Below are 17,371 nucleotides of genomic sequence, written 5' to 3' on the forward strand. Positions count from 1 at the left end.
CGGTCTCCCCGACGTTCTCTCCCCGACCCGCAACGCAAGGAGGCCCCGATGACGTCACCACCTCCCGCCGCAGGCGGCCTGCCCGACGACCCCGCCGCCCGCACCCTGCCCCAGCTCCTCGCGCACAACGCGCACGCGTATCCCGAACTGCCGGGCCTGTCATGGCAGTCGGACGACCCCGGCACCGACTGGACGACGCTCAGCTGGGGCGAGATCCACGAGCACACCCGCACCCTCGCCGCGGGGTACCGGGCCCTCGGCGTCGGCCGCGGCGACCACGTGCTGCTGATGATGGCCAACCGGCCCGAACACTGGCTGTCCGACCTGGCGCTCGTCCGCCTCGGCGCGGTCCCGGTGAGCGTCTACGGCACCGCGGCCCCCGAGCAGATCACCCACATCGCCCGCAACTGCCGTGCCCGCCTCGCGGTGGTGGGCGGTGCGGACCAGCTCCCGGTGTGGGAGCCGCTGCTGGCCGATCCGGACACCCCGCTGGAACGGCTCGTGGTGGCCGACGCGGGAGCGGAAGGCGCTCACGTACCGTACGCGTCGCTGGGACGCGAGCCCGTGCCCGAGGAATTCGGCAAGAAACTCGACACCGCCCGGCCCGAGGACCCGCTGACCGTCGTCTACACCTCCGGCACCACCGGCGAGCCCAAGGGCGTCGTCCTCACCCACCGGGTGGTGCTGTCCAACGCGCTCGCCCTCGACGCCGTGGTGGAACTCCCGCCGCACGTCGAGCACATCTGCTATCTGCCCTTCGCGCACATCGCCGAGCGGATGCTGGGCATCTACCTGCCCTGTCACCGCGCCTCGCACGTGTACCTGTGCGCCGACCCGACGAAGGTCGGCGAGGTGGTGCGCAAGGTGCGTCCCGCGCAGTTCTTCGGCGTGCCGAGGATCTGGGAGAAGCTGTCCGCCGCCGTGCGGGCCGTGCTCTCGCTGATGCCGGACGAGCAACGGGCGGTGATCGACGAGGCGTTCGGGGTGGCCCGGGAGCACGTCGGGTACCGCGAGCGCGGCGAGACCCCGCCGCCCGAGCTGGAGGAGCGCTACGCCCAGGTCCGCAAGGAGGTGCTGCTGCCCATGCTGGCGGCCGGCGGGCTGGACCGGGTGACCTGGTCGGCCAGCGCGTCCGCGCCCATGGCGGCCGACGTGGTGCGGTTCTGGGCCGGGTTCGGCATCGTCATCATGGACGCCTGGGGGCTGACCGAGACGACCGGCGTCGCGACCAGCAACAGCCCGAGGACCGGCTTCCGGCTCGGCTCGGTGGGCCGCCCCGTGGAGTCGGTGGAGGTCCGCGTCGCCGAGGACGGCGAGATCATGGTGCGCGGCACGTCCGTGTTCGACGGCTATCTCCTGCCGGACGGCTCGGTGCGGTCCGCGCTCGACGCCGACGGGTGGCTCGCCACCGGCGACATCGGCCGGATCGACGACGAGGGCTACTTGTGGCTCACCGACCGCAAGAAGGAGATGATCATCACCTCGACCGGCAAGAACGTCTCGCCGGCCCTGGTGGAGAACGCCCTCAAGGAACATCCGCTGATCGGCCAGGCCATGGTGCACGGCGACAACCGTTCCTACCTGGTCGCCCTGCTGGTCCTCGACCCGGAGTCCGCACCCGCCTGGGCCGCCAGGCACGGCATCGGCACGGACGGGGACCTGGCCGCGCTCGCCCGGCACCCCGAGGTCCGCGCCGAGGTGGACCGCGCGGTCGCCGCCGCCAACACCCGCCTCAACCGCACCGAGCAGGTCAAGCGGTACGAACTGCTCGCCGAGGAGTGGGGGCCGGCGACCGGAGAGCTGACGCCGTCGCTGAAGATGCGGCGCCGCGTCATCCGCGACAAGTACGCCGACGCCCTGACCGCCCTCTACGACGACTGATCCCGCGCGCGGCTCAGAGCCCGTACGTCTTGCCGATGACGTCCCGCTGGATCTCGCTCGTCCCCCCGTACACCGTGGAGACGACCGCGGCCCGCAGGTGGCGCTCCATGTCGAACTCGGTGGTGTAGCCGTAGCCGCCCATCATCTGCATGCCCTCCAGCGTGACCCGCTTGGCGAGTTCGGTGGCCTTCAGCTTGGCCATCGACGCCTCGCGCGAGAACAGCTTCTCGGGGTACGCGTCGCAGTCCAGCGCCACCTCGCGCACCAGCAGCCGCGTGCACTCGATCTCCGTGGCGAGGTCCGCGACGCGGTGCCGCAGCGCCTGGAACGTGCCGACGGGCCGCCCGAACTGCTCCCGCTCACGGACGTAGGCGACCGCGTCGTCGAAGGCGCGGCGGGCCAGACCCAGCATGTTCGCGGCGAGGAAGAGCCGCTCGTGGTCGAGGCCGGCCATCAGCTGCTTCCAGCCGCCGTCCACCTCACCCACCACGGAGTCCGCGGGCAGCCGTACGTCCGCGAGGTAGACGTCGTTGACCTCCCGGCCGCGCATCGTCCCGATGCCCCGGATCTCCACCCCCGGGGTGCCGGCGGGCAGATGGAACATGGTCAGCCCGCCGTGCTTGTCCTCGCCGGTGCGGGCCACCAGCAGGATGCTCTTGGCGCAGTGCGCGTTGGAGATCCATGTCTTCTGGCCGTCGATCACCCAGGCGCCGCCCCGTTCCTGCCGGGCCCGGCAGCGCAGCGCCCCCACGTCCGAGCCCGCCCCCGGCTCCGACATCGCGACGGCCAGTACGTCCCCGCGCACCACGCCGGACAGCACCTCCCGCCGCTGCCGCTCGGAGCCGAACCGCTCGTACGCCTTCGCCGTGATGACCGTGGTGATGAAACCGCCGCACGGCACCATCCCGTACGACGTCTCCTCCAGGAACAGACAGGCGTCCGCCGTTCCGCCGCCCGAGCCGCCGTACTCCTCCGGCAGGCACACCCCCAGCCAGCCCAGGTCGGCGAGCCGGCGGTACAGCTCCGGATGGTGCGCCTCGCGGCCCCTGTCCGTCAGCGCGTCCCGCTGCTCTCGGGTGCCGCACTCGCGCTTGGCGAAGTCGCGTACGGCCGCCGCGAACGCGGCCTGTTCCTCGGTGAGTCGACTGCCCATCAGGTCCTCCGGGATCCGGTGCCGTTCGGCGGCTCGGTACGGGTGGGGCGCGTTCCGTAGATACAAAGTTATGGTAGTTGTATCAGCGTCTCTGAGGGAGTCGTTCGCCGGTATCGTGAGGAGCACCATGAGAACTGACACGAACGACTCGTGGCTCGCCCGGGCCCTCGCCCGCCCGGAGCCCGAGGACGACACGGCGCGGCGCATCCTCGACGCGGCACTGGAGCAGTTCACCCTCCTCGGCGTGCGCCGTTCCTCCGTGGACGACGTCGCCAAGCGGGCCGGTGTCTCCCGGGTGACCGTCTACCGGCGCTTCCAGACCAAGGACCGTCTGGTCGAGGAGACCCTGCTGCGCGAGCTGAGCCGCTTCTTCGCCCGGCTCGACGCCGCGGTGGCAGGCCTGCCGACCATGAAGGAGCGCGTCGTCGAGGGCTTCGTCGTCGCCCTGCGCCACACCCGCGCCCACCCCCTGTTCGGGGGCATGCTGCGGCTCGAACCGGAGGTGGTGCTGCCGTACCTGACCGTGCAGGGCGGCGCGTCGCTGTCCGCCACCGTCGAGTACCTGACGGGCCATCTGCGCCGGGCGCAGCAGGTCGAGGGGCGGCCCGACGAGGACCCGCGCCCGGTGGCCGAGCTGATGGTGCGGGTCGCCGTGTCCTTCCTGCTCAACCCGTCCAGCTGCATCGAGATGGAGGACGCGGAGCAGGCCCGGGCGTTCGCCCGGCGCTATCTGGCGCCGCTGCTGGACGCCTGACCGCGCCGACGGCGACGGGCAGGCGTCCGAGGGGCTTTCAGCGTCGCCGGTGCAGGGCACGCGCCAGCCGTACCGCGCGCTCGCGGGTGGCCGCCGGGACCGAGAAGGAGGTCAGCGCGATCGCCGGGGCGAACCGCTGCACCGTCACCGACTGCACGGAGGTGAACGCCCGCAGCCCCTCCTCGCCGTGTATCCGCCCGAACCCGGAGTCCTGCGAACCGCCGAACGGCAGCGCGGGCACCGCCGCGAAGCCCAGCACCGAGTTCACCGACACCGCGCCCGCGCGCAGCCGCGCCGCGATCGCCGCACCCGTGCGCCCGCTCCCGCAGAACACCGCCGCGCCGAGGGCGTAGGGGGAGGCGTTGGCGCGTTCCACGGCCTCGTCCACACTCCCCACCGCGTTGACGGTCACCACCGGCCCGAACGTCTCCTCCGTCATCGCCGGCGCGTTCTCCGGCACGCCGGTCAGCACGACCGGGGCGACGTACGGCGCGCGCACCGCCTCGGGCCCGCCCAGCAGCGCCCGCCCGCCCGCCGCGACGGCGCCGCTCACATGACGCTCGACCACGGCGACCTGGCCGGGCAGCGTCATCGGTCCGTACGCGGCGTCCGCGCCGGCGCCCGTGCGCAGCGCCTTGGCCTTCTCCACCACGAGGGTGCACAGCTCCTCGTGCACCTCGCGCACCGCGTAGACGCGCTCCACGCCCGCGCAGGTCTGCCCCGCGTTGCTCAGCGCGCCCCACACGATCGCGTCGGCGGCCGCCTCCAGGTCGGCGTCGGCGGTGACGATCACGGCGTCCTTGCCGCCGCACTCGGCGAGGAACGGCGTCAGCGTCTCCGCGCACACCGCCATCACCTTCCGCGCGGTCCCCGGCGACCCGGTGAACGCCACCTTGTCCACTCCCGACCGGACCAGCGCGTCCCCGGTCGCGGCCGCGCCCGTGACCGTGGTGAGCAGCCCCGCGTGCTCGGGCGCCGCGGAGTCGAACAGCTCCGCCAGCAGCACTCCGGTGCCCGGCGTCAGCTCCGACGGCTTGAACACGACCGCGTTCCCCGCGGCGAGGGCGTACCCGATCGAGCCCATCGGCGTGTAGAGGGGATAGTTCCAGGGGCCGATCACGCCGACCACGCCGAGCGGGCGGTGCACCAGCGAGGCCCGCTGGTGCACCGTGAACAGCCCCGTCCGCACGCGTCTGCGGCCCAGCACGCGGGGCGCGTTGCGGGCCGCCCACGCCAGGTGCTCCAGCGTGAGCACGACCTCGAGCTCGGCGTCGCCGGCCGGCTTCCCGGTCTCCTGCGCGATGGTCCCCGCCACCTTGTCCAGATCCTCGGCGATCGCCTTCTTCCACCGCAGCAGCAGCTCCCGGCGCCGGGACGCGGGCAGCGCCGCCCACCCCGCCTGCGTGGTGCGGGCACGGGCCACGACCCGGGAGACGTCCTCAGGCCCGTGCACGGGGTACTCGGCGAGGCGCTCACCGGTCGCGGGGGAGCGGGTGGTGAAGGTGGCGGCAGCGGTGACCCGCGGGGCGGCGGCCGCCGGGGCGGTCTCGGTCATGGGTTCTCCTCACGAGGGGCTCGGACGGCGGGGGCGGCGGAGGAGCGGGAGCCTCCCTGCCGGCGCCTCCGCCCCGAGGGCTTCCGGGCGGAGAGCTCGACGCCCGGCGGCTGTCCGCCAGGGTGCTCGACGCAGGGCGGGTCGGCGTCAGGTGGGTCGGCGACCGGTGGCTGGGCGTCCGGCGGTTCGGCGTCCGGCGGCTCTTGGGCTGACGGCTCAGCGCTCGATGGCTGCGCGCCCGGTGGCCTGTCGGTCGGCGGTTCGGCTGCCGAGGGCCGTGTGACCGGCGGCTCGGCGCTCGGTGGCTGCCCGTCCTGTGGCCCGTCGCCCGGTGGCTCGGCGTCCCGTGGCTCTTGGATCGGCGGCTCGGCGGACGGTGGGTGGGTGGCGAGCGGCCGTGCTTCCGGCGGGTTTTGCCCCGGAGACTTTCGGCGCGAGGGATCCGTGCCCGACGGGTGTTCGTCCAGCCGTTCGGCACCCGGTGGCTCGGCGTCGAGCACCTCGGGGCCCGTCGGTGTCCCGTCCGCCGGCCTCTCGTCCCGCAGGGGCTCCAGCGGGCGCGACTGGGCCCAGTGCGGGCCCAGGTCGTCCAGCGTCCAGCCGAAGGGATACGTGCGGGGCTTCGGCCCGCGCGGAAACCGCTCCGGGCGAGCCGGAAGCAGCCGGACGCACGCCGCGCGCAGACGGAACGCCCGGTGCACGAGACCCCGCACCCAGGCCGGCTGCGGCCGGAACCCGAGCGCCCTCAGCAGAGGTTCGTCCAGCACGGCCAGCGACGCCCGTACGGCGATACGGCGCAGCGGGGCCGGATACCACGCGGCCATCACGCGTAACGTGGCCGCGGCGACACGGCGGTTGGCGGGGTCGTAGGCGAACATCTCCCGCTCGTAGGCGTCGTGCATCCGCTCGAACTCGGCGTAGGTGGCGGGCACGTGGGAGATGCCCATCATCTCGCCCATCCGCCGGCCCACCAGCGCCAGGGTCTCCGTCTCCTGCGCGCACAACGGCCGCCACCCGAACCGGTCGATCCACCGCTTCGGCCCGACCACCGTGGTGGCCAGCACGTACAGGAAATCCTCGTTGGGGATCCGGTACCGGCCGTGGATGCGATTCAGGTGACGCGCCGCGGCACGCCCGTGCTCCGAGTCCATGCCGTCGCGCACCATCTCGTACGCGATCAGCACCGTGTCGTCGTACCGCTTCTGCCCGGCGCGCTCGAACTCCTGCGTGCGGTCGAGCAGTCGGGAGATGCGCGGGACGCCGTAGTCGCGCAGGAAGGCGACCGACGTGCCGTGCAGGTAGTCGCGGGGGAACTCGTACTGGGTGATCCACCGGTAGATCTGCTCGAAGTCCCGCTGCGGATCCATCTGCCGCATCCGGGCGAGCCGGCCGTAACGGCCCATGCTGATGCCTCCTGTCGGCAACGCGGCCCCTGGTGCAACGGTGATACTGAAACTATTGACTTGTAACATCGCCCGTCAATACTCGGGACGGCCCGAGCCGGTCCCGGGTCAGGTCCCGCGTCCGGTCCGGCCATGCCGCGCGGGGCGCGTCCGGTGGGTGGTACGGTGACCCTTTTGCCGGGCCTTCCTCGGCACGTCCCCCTGCGGAAGGCTCCCTGTGACCCACCCCGACGCCCCGACGCCCGCCCACGCGCCGGACGGCTCCTTCGCCGCCCTGGGGCTTCCGGAGACCGTGCTGCGCACCCTGGACCGGCTCGGGGTGCGTGAGCCCTTCCCCATCCAGGCCGCCACGCTGCCCGACGCCCTGCGCGGACGCCACGTCCTGGGCCGCGGACGCACCGGTTCCGGCAAGACGCTCGCCTTCGGCCTCCCCCTGCTGACCCGTACGGCGGGGCGCCGCGCCGAACCCCGGCAGCCCCTCGCCCTGGTCCTGGTGCCCACCCGCGAGCTGGCCCAGCAGGTCACCCAGGCCCTGGAGCCGTACGCCGAGGCCCTGCGACTGAGGATGGCGACCGTCGTCGGCGGCCTGTCGATCAGCCGCCAGACCGCCGCGCTGCGCCAGGGCGCCGAGGTGGTCGTCGCGACCCCCGGGCGTCTGCACGACCTCGTCGAGCGCAACGCCTGCACGCTGGGACGGGTGAGGATCACCGTCCTGGACGAGGCCGACCAGATGTGCGACCTCGGCTTCCTGCCGCAGGTGTCCGGACTGCTCGCCCAGGTCCGTCCCGACGGTCAGCGCATGCTGTTCTCGGCCACCCTGGACGGCGACGTCGGACAGCTGGTCCGTGACCACCTCCACGACCCCGTCGTCCACTCCGTCGACCCGGCCGGCGCCGCGGTCGCCGGCATGGAGCACCACCTCCTCGTCGTCCACGGCCCCGACCGCTACGCCGTCACCACGGAGATCGCCGCCCGCGACGGCCGCGTCCTGCTGTTCCTCGAGACGAGGCACGCCGTCGACCGGCTCACCCGGCATCTACGGGCGAGCGGGGTGCGCGCGGGGGCCCTGCACAGCGGCAAGTCCCAGCCGCAGCGCACCAGGACGCTGGCCCAGTTCAAGGAGGGCGGCATCACCGTCCTCGTCGCGACCGACGTCGCCGCCCGAGGTCTGCACGTCGACGACCTCGACCTCGTCGTCAACGTCGATCCGCCCGCCGACGCCAAGGACTACGTGCACCGCGCGGGCCGCACCGCCCGCGCCGGCGCGTCCGGCCGCGTGGTCACGCTGGTGGCGTCGGGCGGGCGCCGCGAGACGCTCCGCATGCTGGCCGAGGCCGGCATCAAGGCCACCGTCACCCCCGTGCGCTCCGGCGAGGCGGAACTGACCCGCATCACCGGGGCGAAGGCCCCTTCCGGCGTCCCCCTCGACGGCGGGCCCGCCGCGCCCCGCCCCAAGAACGTCAACGAGCCCTTCCGCGGCCTCGGTACGAGCAAGGGAGCCCCGCGCGGCGGCGGCTCGGGCGGCAGGTCCCGCAAGGCCGGCGAGGCGCGCAAGCTCGCCGAGGCGCGCCGGGCCGCCCAGGTGCGCCGCGGCGGCTGAGCGGCACCGCGCCGCGAAATTCGCTGCACCTACGGCGCGCGCCGTGACAAGCTGAGCCCGCCCGTCCGTCCCCGAACCCAGGAGGTCACCATGACCGCAGAACCCCCCGCCACGGAAGGTTCGGAGCCGGCCGACGCCGCGACGTCCCCGGTCACACCGGAGGCCGACGGCACCTACGACCTCAAGCGCAAGTTCCGCGAGGCGCTGGAACGCAAGCGCGGCGCCCAGGCGGAGGCGGCCGAGGCCGCGGGCAACCCGAACGCGTCCAAGGTGCGTGCCACGCACGGGCCGGCGACGCACCAGCGGTCCTTCCGCCGCAAGAGCGGCTGACCCGGTCCGTCCCGTCCGGCCCGTGACGCCCGCGCGTCACGGGCCGGACGGCTCTCACCACCGGTTGCGGGCCTCCTCCGCCCAGCCCGTCAGCCCGTCGAGGTCCACCCAGGAACCGTCGTCGGCGCGGGCGCGCCCCGTGAAGCCGCCGAAGCACTGGTGCGTGTCGTTGGACACCACCAACAGGCTCGTCCTGGCCGCCCGTACGTGGAAGGGGTGGAACTCCGCCTCCACCCGGGGCCCGGTGATCCGCCACGGCCGCAGCCAGTCCGTCCGGTCGTACTCCCAGACGAGGTCGTCACCGATCTTGTGCAGCCGGCCGTCCAGGAACAGGGCGTTCTCCGTCGAACCCGTGCCGTCGGTCCACCGCCCGCCGAGCTGGACCGCGCGCCCCGGCGCCCAGCCCGCCGCCCAGTTCCAGGACACGGAGTACGGCCACTTGCCGCGCCCGTGGTCCAGGACGGCGAACGAGTCGGACGCGTCGAAGGCGACGTCCCGCGAGCCGAGTCGCATCCGGCCGTGCACCGGGCGGCCGAGGTCCTTCACCGTGTACTGGAACCGGCGTCCGCTCCACGGCACGACCACGCCCAGCGACTCGTGCCCCGGCACCAGGGGCGCCTCGGCGTCCAGCCGGAACCCCGGGGCGGACGCGGTGATCGTGGTGCCCTCCGCGTGCTGGACGAACTCCACCGCCACCCCGCCGCCCCGCGCGGACGCCGTCCCCTCCCCGCTGCGGTCCGGCATCCGCACGCCCCGCGCCAGCGGAGTCACCGCGTCCTTCGCCAGCTCACGGCCCGTGGCCCGGTCCAGCACGTAGACGCCGTGCGTGCCCGCGTAGTCGAGGGACGAGGCGACCAGGCCCACGATGTGGGTCGGCGTGACGACGCCCCAGTACTCCCAGCGCTTGACGCGCCCCCAGCCGCGCAGGTTCGCCCGGTGCAGCGGACGCCTGGTCCAGCCGACCGCCGCCGGGTCGAGCCGCCCGTCGGGGAGGCACAGGTCGACGGGGGAGGTGATCTCACGTTCGGCGGTCATCTCGGCTGCGGCCCCTTCACCAAGGCGGATGCCTGTCGGCTTTCGGGGTCGAACGGTACCGGTCGAAGATCGGCGGACTCAGCCGCGGTCGTCGTCCTCGTCGCCGCCGCGGCCTCGCCCGACGCCGACGACGGTCCCGGCCGGGAGGGCGGGGAGGCGGGCGGACGAGCCCGCCTCCGCGGCAGGCACCTCTCTCTGATCACCCCTGCGCGACCACCGCCCCGAACATCCCCGCCTCGTACGAGCCACCCTTCTGGTGGGTGATGACCGCCAGCCGGTTGGCCGCGTTGATCATCCCGACCAGGCAGACCAGGGCGGCCGTCTGGTCGTCGTCGTAGTGCTTGCGGACCAGCGCCCACGTCTCGTCGGACACGCCCCGGTGGGCGTCGGCGAGGCGGGTGCCCTCCTCGGCGAGCGCGAGGGCGGCCCGCTCGGCCTCGGTGAACACCGTGGTCTCGCGCCAGACGGCGACCAGGTGCAGCCGTACCTCGCTCTCCCCGGCCGCGGCGGCCTCCTTGACGTGCATGTCGACGCAGTGGCCGCAGCCGTTGATCTGGCTGGCGCGCAGCGACACCAGCTCCTGCACGGACTTCGGCAGCGGCGAGTCGTGGAGCACCAGCGCCGCGCCGGCGAACCGCTTGGCGAAACGGGAGGCGATCTCGTTCTCGAACAGGTGGAAACGGGCGTCCATCGTGTGGTCCTCACTCGTGGTCGTGTTCCGGACACCCACCAGATGCCGGGCGGCCGTACCGTGTGACGGGTGGCGGGAGTGAGGTGGACCACACGCCGCCGCTGTCACAGAACCGGCCCGGCCGGCGTCCTGTGCGTATGACTGTGATCGGGAGCCGGAACCAGGGAGCGGACGTGACCGGCGGCAACGGCAACGGCAACGGCAACGGCAGCAGCGGCGGCGGGGGAGCCGGGCCCGCCACCGAGGACTTCCTCACCCACCGGAACCTGCTGTTCACCGTGGCCTACGAGATGCTCGGCTCGGCCGCCGACGCCGAGGACGTCCTCCAGGAGACCTGGCTGCGCTGGGCCGCCGTCGACCTCGCCGAGGTGCGGGACCGGCGCGCGTACCTGGTGCGCATCACCACCCGCCAGGCCCTGACCCGGCTGCGCACGCTGGGCCGCCGCAAGGAGTCCTACGTCGGCTCCTGGCTGCCCGAGCCGCTGCTCACCTCGCCCGACGTCGCGGAGGACGTCGAACTGGCCGACAGCGTCTCGATGGCGATGATGCTGGTCATGGAGGCCCTCGCGCCGACCGAGCGCGCGGTGTTCGTGCTGCGCGAGGTGTTCGACGTGGGCTACGACGAGATCGCGGAGGCCGTCGGCAGGTCACCGGCGGCGGTGCGGCAGATCGCGCACCGGGCCCGCGCCCATGTGGCGGCCCGGCGCCCCCGCGGGGACGGGTCGCCGGAACGCACCCGTGACGCCTTGGAGGCGTTCCGGCGGGCCGTGGAGACGGGCGATCTGCAGGGACTGCTGGACGTCCTCGCGCCGGACGTCGTCCTCCTCGGCGACGGCGGCGGAATCAAACAGGCGGTGCTGCGGCCCGTCGTCGGCGCGGACAAGGTGGCCCGGCTGCTGCGGGGAGGGCTGCGGAAGGTCCCCGCCGAGGTGACGCTGCGGCCGGCCCTCGTCAACGGCGGTCCCGCACTGGTCCTGCACCTCGACGGCGAACTCGACAGCGTGCTCGCGGTCCGCGTCGACGACGGCCTCGTCACCGGCCTGTACGCCGTGCGCAACCCCGAGAAGCTCTCGCACATGGACCGGGAGACCGTGCTGCACCGGTGAGGTTGGCGGCTTCCCGAGGGGCGACATCCACGTGCGGGGCAGCGAGATCAGCGCGGTCGGCGACGCCACGGAAGGCGGCGACGGCCGTCAGGCCTGCTCACGCCGAGCCCGGCGGGCCGCCCGGCGGCGCAGCCGCAGCGGCAGCACGTACCAGCACAGCCCGAACCACGCCATGACCCCGCCCACCAGCACCTCGGCGAGCACGCCCGGCACCACGAACCGCAGGATCAGCAGCAGCGTGCAGCCGATGGTGAGCGCGAGCAGCACCATCCCGCACACCATCAGGCGACCGGCCGCCTCCACCACTTCGTCCTTCATCCGCTGTCCGGACAGGAAACGGTGGATGGACACGGGCGCGATCAGCGATCCCGTCGCGGAGGCGCCGAGCACCACGGTGATCACGTAGATCACCTTGTCCGGGGTCTCCAGCTCACGGAACAGCGGGGTGAACGCCACGCTCAGCAGGAAGCCGAAGAGGATCTGCACCCCGGTCTGCGTGACACGTGTCTCCTGGAGCACCTCGTTCCAGCGGCGGTTGACCCGCTCACGCGCCGACTCGGGCGGCTCCGCGTCGGGCCGCCCGGCATGGTCGTCGTGGTGCGCGCAGCAGGCGCTCTCCTTCTCCGCCGGCTCGGCCGGCTGCTCCGTCATCGTCATGGTGTCCTCCCCGGTTCCAGGCGAACCGTTTGCCCCGATCGGCGCCGGTCATGCCGGATCCGGGACGAACGAGGGCGAACACACGGGCCGCGTCCCGGAAGCCGTCACACGGCGACCGACGCGTGGCCGGTCCCCGGTGACACCGTCGGCGCCACCTCCGTGAGCGTGCGGAGCAACGCCCGGGCCACCGCGTCGTTCTGCCGGAAACCCGGGGAGTCGGTGCGGGGCCGGGCGAACGCGGCGACGGCGCGGCTGTTGGTGGGCGCGCCCAGCGCGACCCTGCGCGGGTGCGGCCCGCCCAGTGACGGGTCGACGAGCCGCCCGTCCTCCGGGCTGACCGTCAGCAGGCCCGAGCGGTGGGTGAACCCCGGGTCCGTGACGACCTCCTCGGCGAGCGCCCCCGAGCGGTGCAGGTCGCGCAGCAGCGGGTCCTCGGTGCGGTCGAGGCTGTGGCCCGGCAGGTACGCCTCGATCAGCGCGGTGGCGCGGGTGGTGCGGCCGGGGACGGTGGGGCTGGTCGCGGTGAAGGTGCCGGTGGAGTCGTCGGCGGCGATCCGGACGTCCGCGCCGAGGAAACGGACCACACCCGCCTCGGACAGCGCGAGCAGCTGACGCAGCCGGAAGCCGGGCGGGCCCGAGGCGAGGAAGCTGAAGAAGCCCTGCCACCAGCCGTCGAGCTGCCCGGCCACGGAACGCGCGGTCAGCCGGCCCGACTCCACCAGCCGGGGCAGCTGCCCGTAGAGGGACAGCAGGGCGAGGAACGCGCCGAGGTCGGCGCTGAACTCCGGGTTCTCGCGGCGGGCGACGTCCTCGGTGACGTAGGTCCGCAGGTGGTCCTGGAAGGCGTCCGGCGACGCGAACGCCAGCCCGTCGAGCGGCCGGTCCAGCGCCTCGAAGTCCAGCCGGTCCGCCGGGTCCGGCACCGCCGACGCGACGAGCTCCGTCATCTCCGCGTCGTACCAGCCGAGTCGGTCGTAGACACCGGCGAAGCCCTCCCAGCCGAGCGTGGTCCGGCCGGGGTGGGCGTGGAACAGCTCGTGGTAGTGGCCGTAGCCGATCTCCTTCGCCATCAGCGGCCACACGTCCCGCCGCAGGTCCAGCGGGCGGCCCTCGGCGAGCAGCGCGTCCACCGCCTCCGGCCCGAAGTACCGGGGCAGTGCGGGGCGCGGACCTTGGAGCCGGTAACGGGTCTTGGAGTGGTACGGCACCCCGCGCCGCGACCCCACGTGCAGCACGGGTTCCCGGCCCGAGGGCAGGTACTGGAGGGTGCCGTCGGGGCGGGTGCGGAACCGGCCGCCGCGCCCCTCCGTGAGCAGCGACATCAGGTCGACGAAGGCCAGCCCGAAGCCGCGCACGAGGACGTGTTCGCCGGGCCGCAGCCCGGACAGGTCGGCGTCGGCGGAGAATGCCGGCGGCAGGTGGAAGCGGCCGTGCCGGCGGGCGAAGGCGGCGAACGCGCGGTGCTCGTGCGACGGTTCGGTGCCGATGTGACCCTGGGCGAGGACCACCAGGTCGGCGGTGAGCGGGTCGTCCCGGCCGTCCAGGCGCACCTGCTGCCGACCGTCCGGGGGACCGGTGACCGAGGTCGCGGTGGTCCGGTGCCACTCGACGGTGACCGACGCCGGCAGCTCGGTCAGCACCCGGCGGAACACCCAGTCCAGGTAGGCGCTCTGGGCGCGGCGGGTGGGGAAGTCGGCGGGGTCCAGCGTGCGCAGCTCGGCGAGCACCTCCGGGTCGGCGGGCTCGGCGTACGGGGCGTGGCGCGGGCCCCGGCCGGAGAACTGGGCCGCCCACTCGGCCAGTGAAGGGCCCGGCCGCACCGGGCCCTCGATGGTCGAGGACTCGTCGGTGAACATCGTGACGTCCTCCGCCATCGAGTTCATCCGCAGCAGGCCCGACTGCTCGTGCCGCCATATCCGACCCGGTCCCGGCGGATGCGGGTCGATCAGATGGATGTGCAACGCCCTTGTGCCGTCCCAGAGTTCGGGTGCGTTGGCGGCGATGCGTTCCAGCAGTCCGGTGGCGCGCGGCCCCGCGCCGACGACGGCCAGGACCGCGGGGGCGGGAGTGCCGCTCACCGGTCACCGCCGATCGCCGGACGGGCGTCGGCCGCGGTCGTCTTGCGTAGCCACAGCTGCAGCGCCGTCAGCTGGAGACGCAGCCGTTGCAGCGGAGTCGGCGGCAGCGAACGGGAGTTGCCGCGCGCGTAGTACCGCTCGACGTAGAACTGGGCGATGCTCAGCGCGGTGGTGACCGCGATGTACCACAGGGTGGCGACCATCAGCAGTGGGATGATCTGGTACGTCTGGTTGTAGATCAGCTGCACCGAGTACAGCAGGTCGTGCACGGCCAGCACGCTGACGATGCTCGTGCCCTTGAGGGTGCCGATCAGCATGTTGCCGGCGGTGGGCACGATGGAGCGCATCGCCTGCGGCACGACGATCCGGCGCAGCGTACGGCGCCTGCTCAGCCCCAGCGCCTGCGCCGCCTCGGTCTGCCCAGAGTCCACCGAGAGGATGCCGCCGCGCACCACCTCGGCCGCGTACGCGCTCTCGTGCAGGGTCAGCCCGATCACGGCGGTCAGCGTCGGCCCGAGCAGGTTGACCGTCTGCACGGTGACGAACTGCGGACCGAACGGGATCCCGAGGCCGAGCGTCGGGTACAGCGCGCCGATGTTGAACCAGAACAGCAGCTGCACCAGCAGCGGCGTGGACCGGAAGATCCAGATGTAACCCCAGCTGAGCGTGCGCAGCACCGGGTTGCCCGACAGCCGCATCACCGCCAGCACGGTGCCGGTCAGGAATCCCAGCACCATCACCACGGCGGTCAGCCACAGCGACAGCAGCAGCCCGTCCAGCACGGCGGAGGTGGTGAAGTACCGCCCCACCACGCTCCACTGGAAGGCGTCGTTGCGGACGACGGAGTTCAGGACCATCGCGAACAGCAGCAGGGCGAGACCGGCGGTGATCCAGCGGCCGACGTTCCGGCGCGGCACGATCCGCGGCACGTCCGCGTCGGGGACGGGGGAGGAGGTGGGGGCGTCCGGCTGTTTTCTCGGCGGGACCGCGGAAGGGGCCGGCGTGACGCCGGAAGGCATGACCATCGAAGGACTCTCCGGGGGAGGGGCGCAGACGTGGATGACGGCCCCGGCGGCACCCGTGTCCCGGGGCGCGGCAGTGGCTGTCCGCGCGGGCACGGTGCGCCGGGGTCCGGCGTCGTCACATGCGCCGCGTCCCTCAACGCGGCCGGAGCGGACACCCGTTCCACACGGGTGGCCCGTCCGCCGCCGATCGTAAGTGCGCGTGGCCGCGTGCTGTCAACAGTGCCGGGTGGGCGTCCCGGCATCCGGGCGCCGCTTGACGTGCGGCGCGATGTACTGCTCAATAAGTCGCATGAATGCCCAGCAGCGCTTGGTGTCGCGCGATCACATCGACTTCGGTCGAGTGTGGTCGGCCGCGTGTTGCGCCTGACTCGGCAGCGGGCCGTCCGACCGGCCCTTCCCTCCCTCGGTGACCCCGTCGCGGGCCGAGCTCTTCTCCCACGCGCGCTGCCGCACCCCTGAATCTCCCGACGCCCGGCGTCGTCACGCTTCCCTGCACCCGTCCGTCTGACGGTTCGCCATCCCCGCTCGCAGCGCACCCGTGGTCCAGCCATGCGTGCATGCGGCCGGGACGCCCCGAGAGGTCACGCCCATTTTCGCCCAAGTGACGCCTGAAGAAGCCGAGTTCACCTTCGTCGAAGTGCCGGTGTCCGACCCCCGGGTGCGCCCGCTGCTGCGCGAACTCGGCGACGAGTACTCCTCCCGCTACGGCGGCGACGCCCACGCCGAGCTGTCCCGCTACCCCGACGAGGAGTTCACCGCGCCGCACGGCGGCGTCCTGCTGCTGCTCCTGGAGCGGGGCGAGCCGGTCGCCGGCGGCGCCTTCCGCCGCTACGACCCGCACACCGCCGAACTCAAGCGCATCTGGACGCACTCCGCGCACCGCCGACGCGGCCTCGCCCGCCGCGTCGTCGGCGAGCTGGAGCGCGTCGCCCGCACCCGCGGCTACCGGCGCCTGTACCTCACCACCGGCCCGCGCCAGCCCGAGGCCCGCGGCCTCTACCTGGCCACCGGCTACACACCCCTGTTCGACACGGACGCCGACCCCGAAACCATCGGCCCGCTGCCCTTCGAGAAACACCTCGCCCACACGGCACGCCCCGAGCAACTCGCGACCCCTCCGCACACCCGAAAGGCCTCCCGCCCGTGAACCTCAGAACTCGGCTCCACCACGCCGCCGCGCTCGCCCTGCTCCCGCTGCTGGCCCTCACCGCCTGCGGCTCCGGCGACACCGACGGCACGGCACCGGCGGGAGCCCAGGCCGCTCCGAAGGACGACCCGGTCGCCGACGTCCGCACGGTCGACTCGATCGCCGCCCTGCTGCCCGCCGACGTCCGCAAGGCCGGCACGCTCCGCGTCGGCAGCTCGGTCGGCTTCCCGCCCGGCGCCTACTACCCCAACGGCACCGACAAGGACCCCGAGGGCCAGGACATCGACGTCGCCGACGCCGTCGCCAAGGTGCTCGGCCTTGAACTCCAGCGTCAGGACGCCTCCTTCGAGACGATCCTGCCCGCCCTCGGCAGCGGCAAGTACGACGTCGGCACCGGCAACTTCGGCGTCACCGCGGAACGCCTCAAAACCATCGACTTCGTCACCTACATCAACGACGGCCAAGGTTTCGCCGTCCGCAAGGGCGACACCGAGCTCGGCAAGAAGAAGATCACCGACCTGGTCCAGCTGTGCGGCCTGACCATCGGCACCGGCGCCGGCACCACCTTCGAGGCCACCCTCACCGCCGAGAAGGGCGTCTGCGCCAAGGCCGGCAAGAAGCCGTACGACGTGAAGGTCTACGCCGAGAACGCCGCCACCCTCACCGCGCTCCAGCAGGGCCGCATCGACGTCATCATGTCGACCATCAACGGCCTGCGCCACCAGGCCTCGCAGCCCGCCTCGCAGACCGAGTTCCTCGGCGAGTTCCACCGCCTCGACGTCGGCTTCGCCTTCAAGAAGGGCTCCCCGCTCACCAAGGCGTTCCAGGCCGCCGTCAACGAGCTGATCAAGAACGGCACGTACACCCGGATCCTCGAGAAGTGGGGCACCACCGCCTCGGCGATCGACGCGTCCGAGATCAACCCGCGCGAACACCTCTGAGCCGAGCAGGAACCA

Annotated in this window: 14 protein-coding genes and 1 pseudogene; 7 read left to right on the forward strand and 8 right to left on the reverse strand. The window is 73.1% G+C overall.

Annotated features, from left to right (window positions below; genetic code table 11):
- Window positions 1–48 precede the first annotated feature (48 nt).
- On the forward strand, window positions 49–1,881 hold the full coding sequence (locus ACQZOG_RS14295; protein WP_193468549.1) for an AMP-dependent synthetase/ligase: 1,833 nt from the start codon (window positions 49–51) through the stop codon (window positions 1,879–1,881).
- Between the two features lie 13 nt (window positions 1,882–1,894).
- Here ACQZOG_RS14295 and ACQZOG_RS14300 read toward each other — a convergent pair whose 3' ends face one another.
- The gene (locus ACQZOG_RS14300) at window positions 1,895–3,034 is read right to left on the reverse strand and encodes an acyl-CoA dehydrogenase family protein (protein WP_033276306.1); all 1,140 of its coding nucleotides are present in this window, start codon (window positions 3,032–3,034) and stop codon (window positions 1,895–1,897) included.
- 127 nt (window positions 3,035–3,161) lie between these two features.
- Here ACQZOG_RS14300 and ACQZOG_RS14305 point away from each other — a divergent pair, with 127 nt between their 5' ends.
- Window positions 3,162–3,788 carry a TetR/AcrR family transcriptional regulator gene (locus tag ACQZOG_RS14305; protein WP_033276305.1) on the forward strand — a complete coding sequence of 209 codons (627 nt, stop codon included), beginning with the start codon at window positions 3,162–3,164 and terminating at the stop codon, window positions 3,786–3,788.
- Window positions 3,789–3,825: 37 nt separating this feature from the next.
- Here the strand turns inward: ACQZOG_RS14305 and ACQZOG_RS14310 are convergent, their stop codons facing one another.
- A complete protein-coding gene (locus tag ACQZOG_RS14310) occupies window positions 3,826–5,343 on the reverse strand; it encodes an aldehyde dehydrogenase family protein (RefSeq protein ID WP_033276304.1) in 1,518 nt (505 codons plus the stop codon).
- 521 nt (window positions 5,344–5,864) lie between these two features.
- Window positions 5,865–6,746 (reverse strand): annotated as a pseudogene (locus ACQZOG_RS14315) (oxygenase MpaB family protein); the annotation flags it as partial.
- Window positions 6,747–6,963: 217 nt separating this feature from the next.
- Between ACQZOG_RS14315 and ACQZOG_RS14320 the strand changes: the two are divergent.
- Together ACQZOG_RS14320 and ACQZOG_RS14325 are read left to right on the forward strand one after the other, a co-directional pair.
- Complete coding sequence (locus tag ACQZOG_RS14320) at window positions 6,964–8,346, forward strand: DEAD/DEAH box helicase (protein ID WP_033276303.1); 1,383 nt, start codon at window positions 6,964–6,966, stop codon at window positions 8,344–8,346.
- A 90-nt stretch (window positions 8,347–8,436) separates the two neighbouring features.
- Window positions 8,437–8,676 carry a DUF5302 domain-containing protein gene (locus ACQZOG_RS14325; protein ID WP_122216202.1) on the forward strand — a complete coding sequence of 80 codons (240 nt, stop codon included), beginning with the start codon at window positions 8,437–8,439 and terminating at the stop codon, window positions 8,674–8,676.
- A 54-nt stretch (window positions 8,677–8,730) separates the two neighbouring features.
- Here the strand turns inward: ACQZOG_RS14325 and ACQZOG_RS14330 are convergent, their stop codons facing one another.
- Window positions 8,731–9,711 carry a DUF2804 domain-containing protein gene (locus ACQZOG_RS14330; RefSeq protein ID WP_261676013.1) on the reverse strand — a complete coding sequence of 327 codons (981 nt, stop codon included), beginning with the start codon at window positions 9,709–9,711 and terminating at the stop codon, window positions 8,731–8,733.
- Window positions 9,712–9,910: 199 nt separating this feature from the next.
- The gene (locus ACQZOG_RS14335; RefSeq protein ID WP_430741540.1) at window positions 9,911–10,402 is read right to left on the reverse strand and encodes a carboxymuconolactone decarboxylase family protein; all 492 of its coding nucleotides are present in this window, start codon (window positions 10,400–10,402) and stop codon (window positions 9,911–9,913) included.
- Between the two features lie 173 nt (window positions 10,403–10,575).
- Between ACQZOG_RS14335 and ACQZOG_RS14340 the strand changes: the two genes are divergently transcribed.
- Window positions 10,576–11,508, forward strand: coding sequence for an RNA polymerase sigma-70 factor (locus ACQZOG_RS14340; protein WP_430741541.1), 933 nt, complete (start codon window positions 10,576–10,578; stop codon window positions 11,506–11,508).
- Between the two features lie 87 nt (window positions 11,509–11,595).
- On the opposite strand, the gene ACQZOG_RS14345 is transcribed toward ACQZOG_RS14340, so the two are convergent.
- The 3 genes from ACQZOG_RS14345 to ACQZOG_RS14355 form a co-directional block, all read right to left on the reverse strand.
- Window positions 11,596–12,165 (reverse strand): DUF6328 family protein, encoded by a 570-nt coding sequence (locus ACQZOG_RS14345; RefSeq protein ID WP_033276298.1) that lies wholly within the window; start codon window positions 12,163–12,165, stop codon window positions 11,596–11,598.
- Window positions 12,166–12,269: 104 nt separating this feature from the next.
- Complete coding sequence (locus ACQZOG_RS14350) at window positions 12,270–14,243, reverse strand: FAD/NAD(P)-binding protein (protein WP_430741542.1); 1,974 nt, start codon at window positions 14,241–14,243, stop codon at window positions 12,270–12,272.
- Window positions 14,240–15,268 carry an amino acid ABC transporter permease gene (locus tag ACQZOG_RS14355; protein WP_430741543.1) on the reverse strand — a complete coding sequence of 343 codons (1,029 nt, stop codon included), beginning with the start codon at window positions 15,266–15,268 and terminating at the stop codon, window positions 14,240–14,242. Before ACQZOG_RS14355 ends, ACQZOG_RS14350 begins: the two co-directional genes overlap by 4 nt.
- A gap of 601 nt (window positions 15,269–15,869) precedes the next feature.
- Between ACQZOG_RS14355 and ACQZOG_RS14360 the strand changes: the two genes are divergently transcribed.
- Window positions 15,870–16,415, forward strand: a complete 546-nt coding sequence (locus ACQZOG_RS14360) for a GNAT family N-acetyltransferase (RefSeq protein WP_037643035.1) — start codon at window positions 15,870–15,872, stop codon at window positions 16,413–16,415.
- The gene (locus ACQZOG_RS14365) at window positions 16,412–17,356 is read left to right on the forward strand and encodes an ABC transporter substrate-binding protein (RefSeq protein WP_037643036.1); all 945 of its coding nucleotides are present in this window, start codon (window positions 16,412–16,414) and stop codon (window positions 17,354–17,356) included. Before ACQZOG_RS14360 ends, ACQZOG_RS14365 begins: the two co-directional genes overlap by 4 nt.
- Window positions 17,357–17,371: the final 15 nt, after the last annotated feature.

The sequence above is a fragment of the Streptomyces sp. P13-3-3 genome (assembly GCF_050571355.1).
GTDB classification, from domain to species: domain Bacteria; phylum Actinomycetota; class Actinomycetes; order Streptomycetales; family Streptomycetaceae; genus Streptomyces; species Streptomyces althioticus.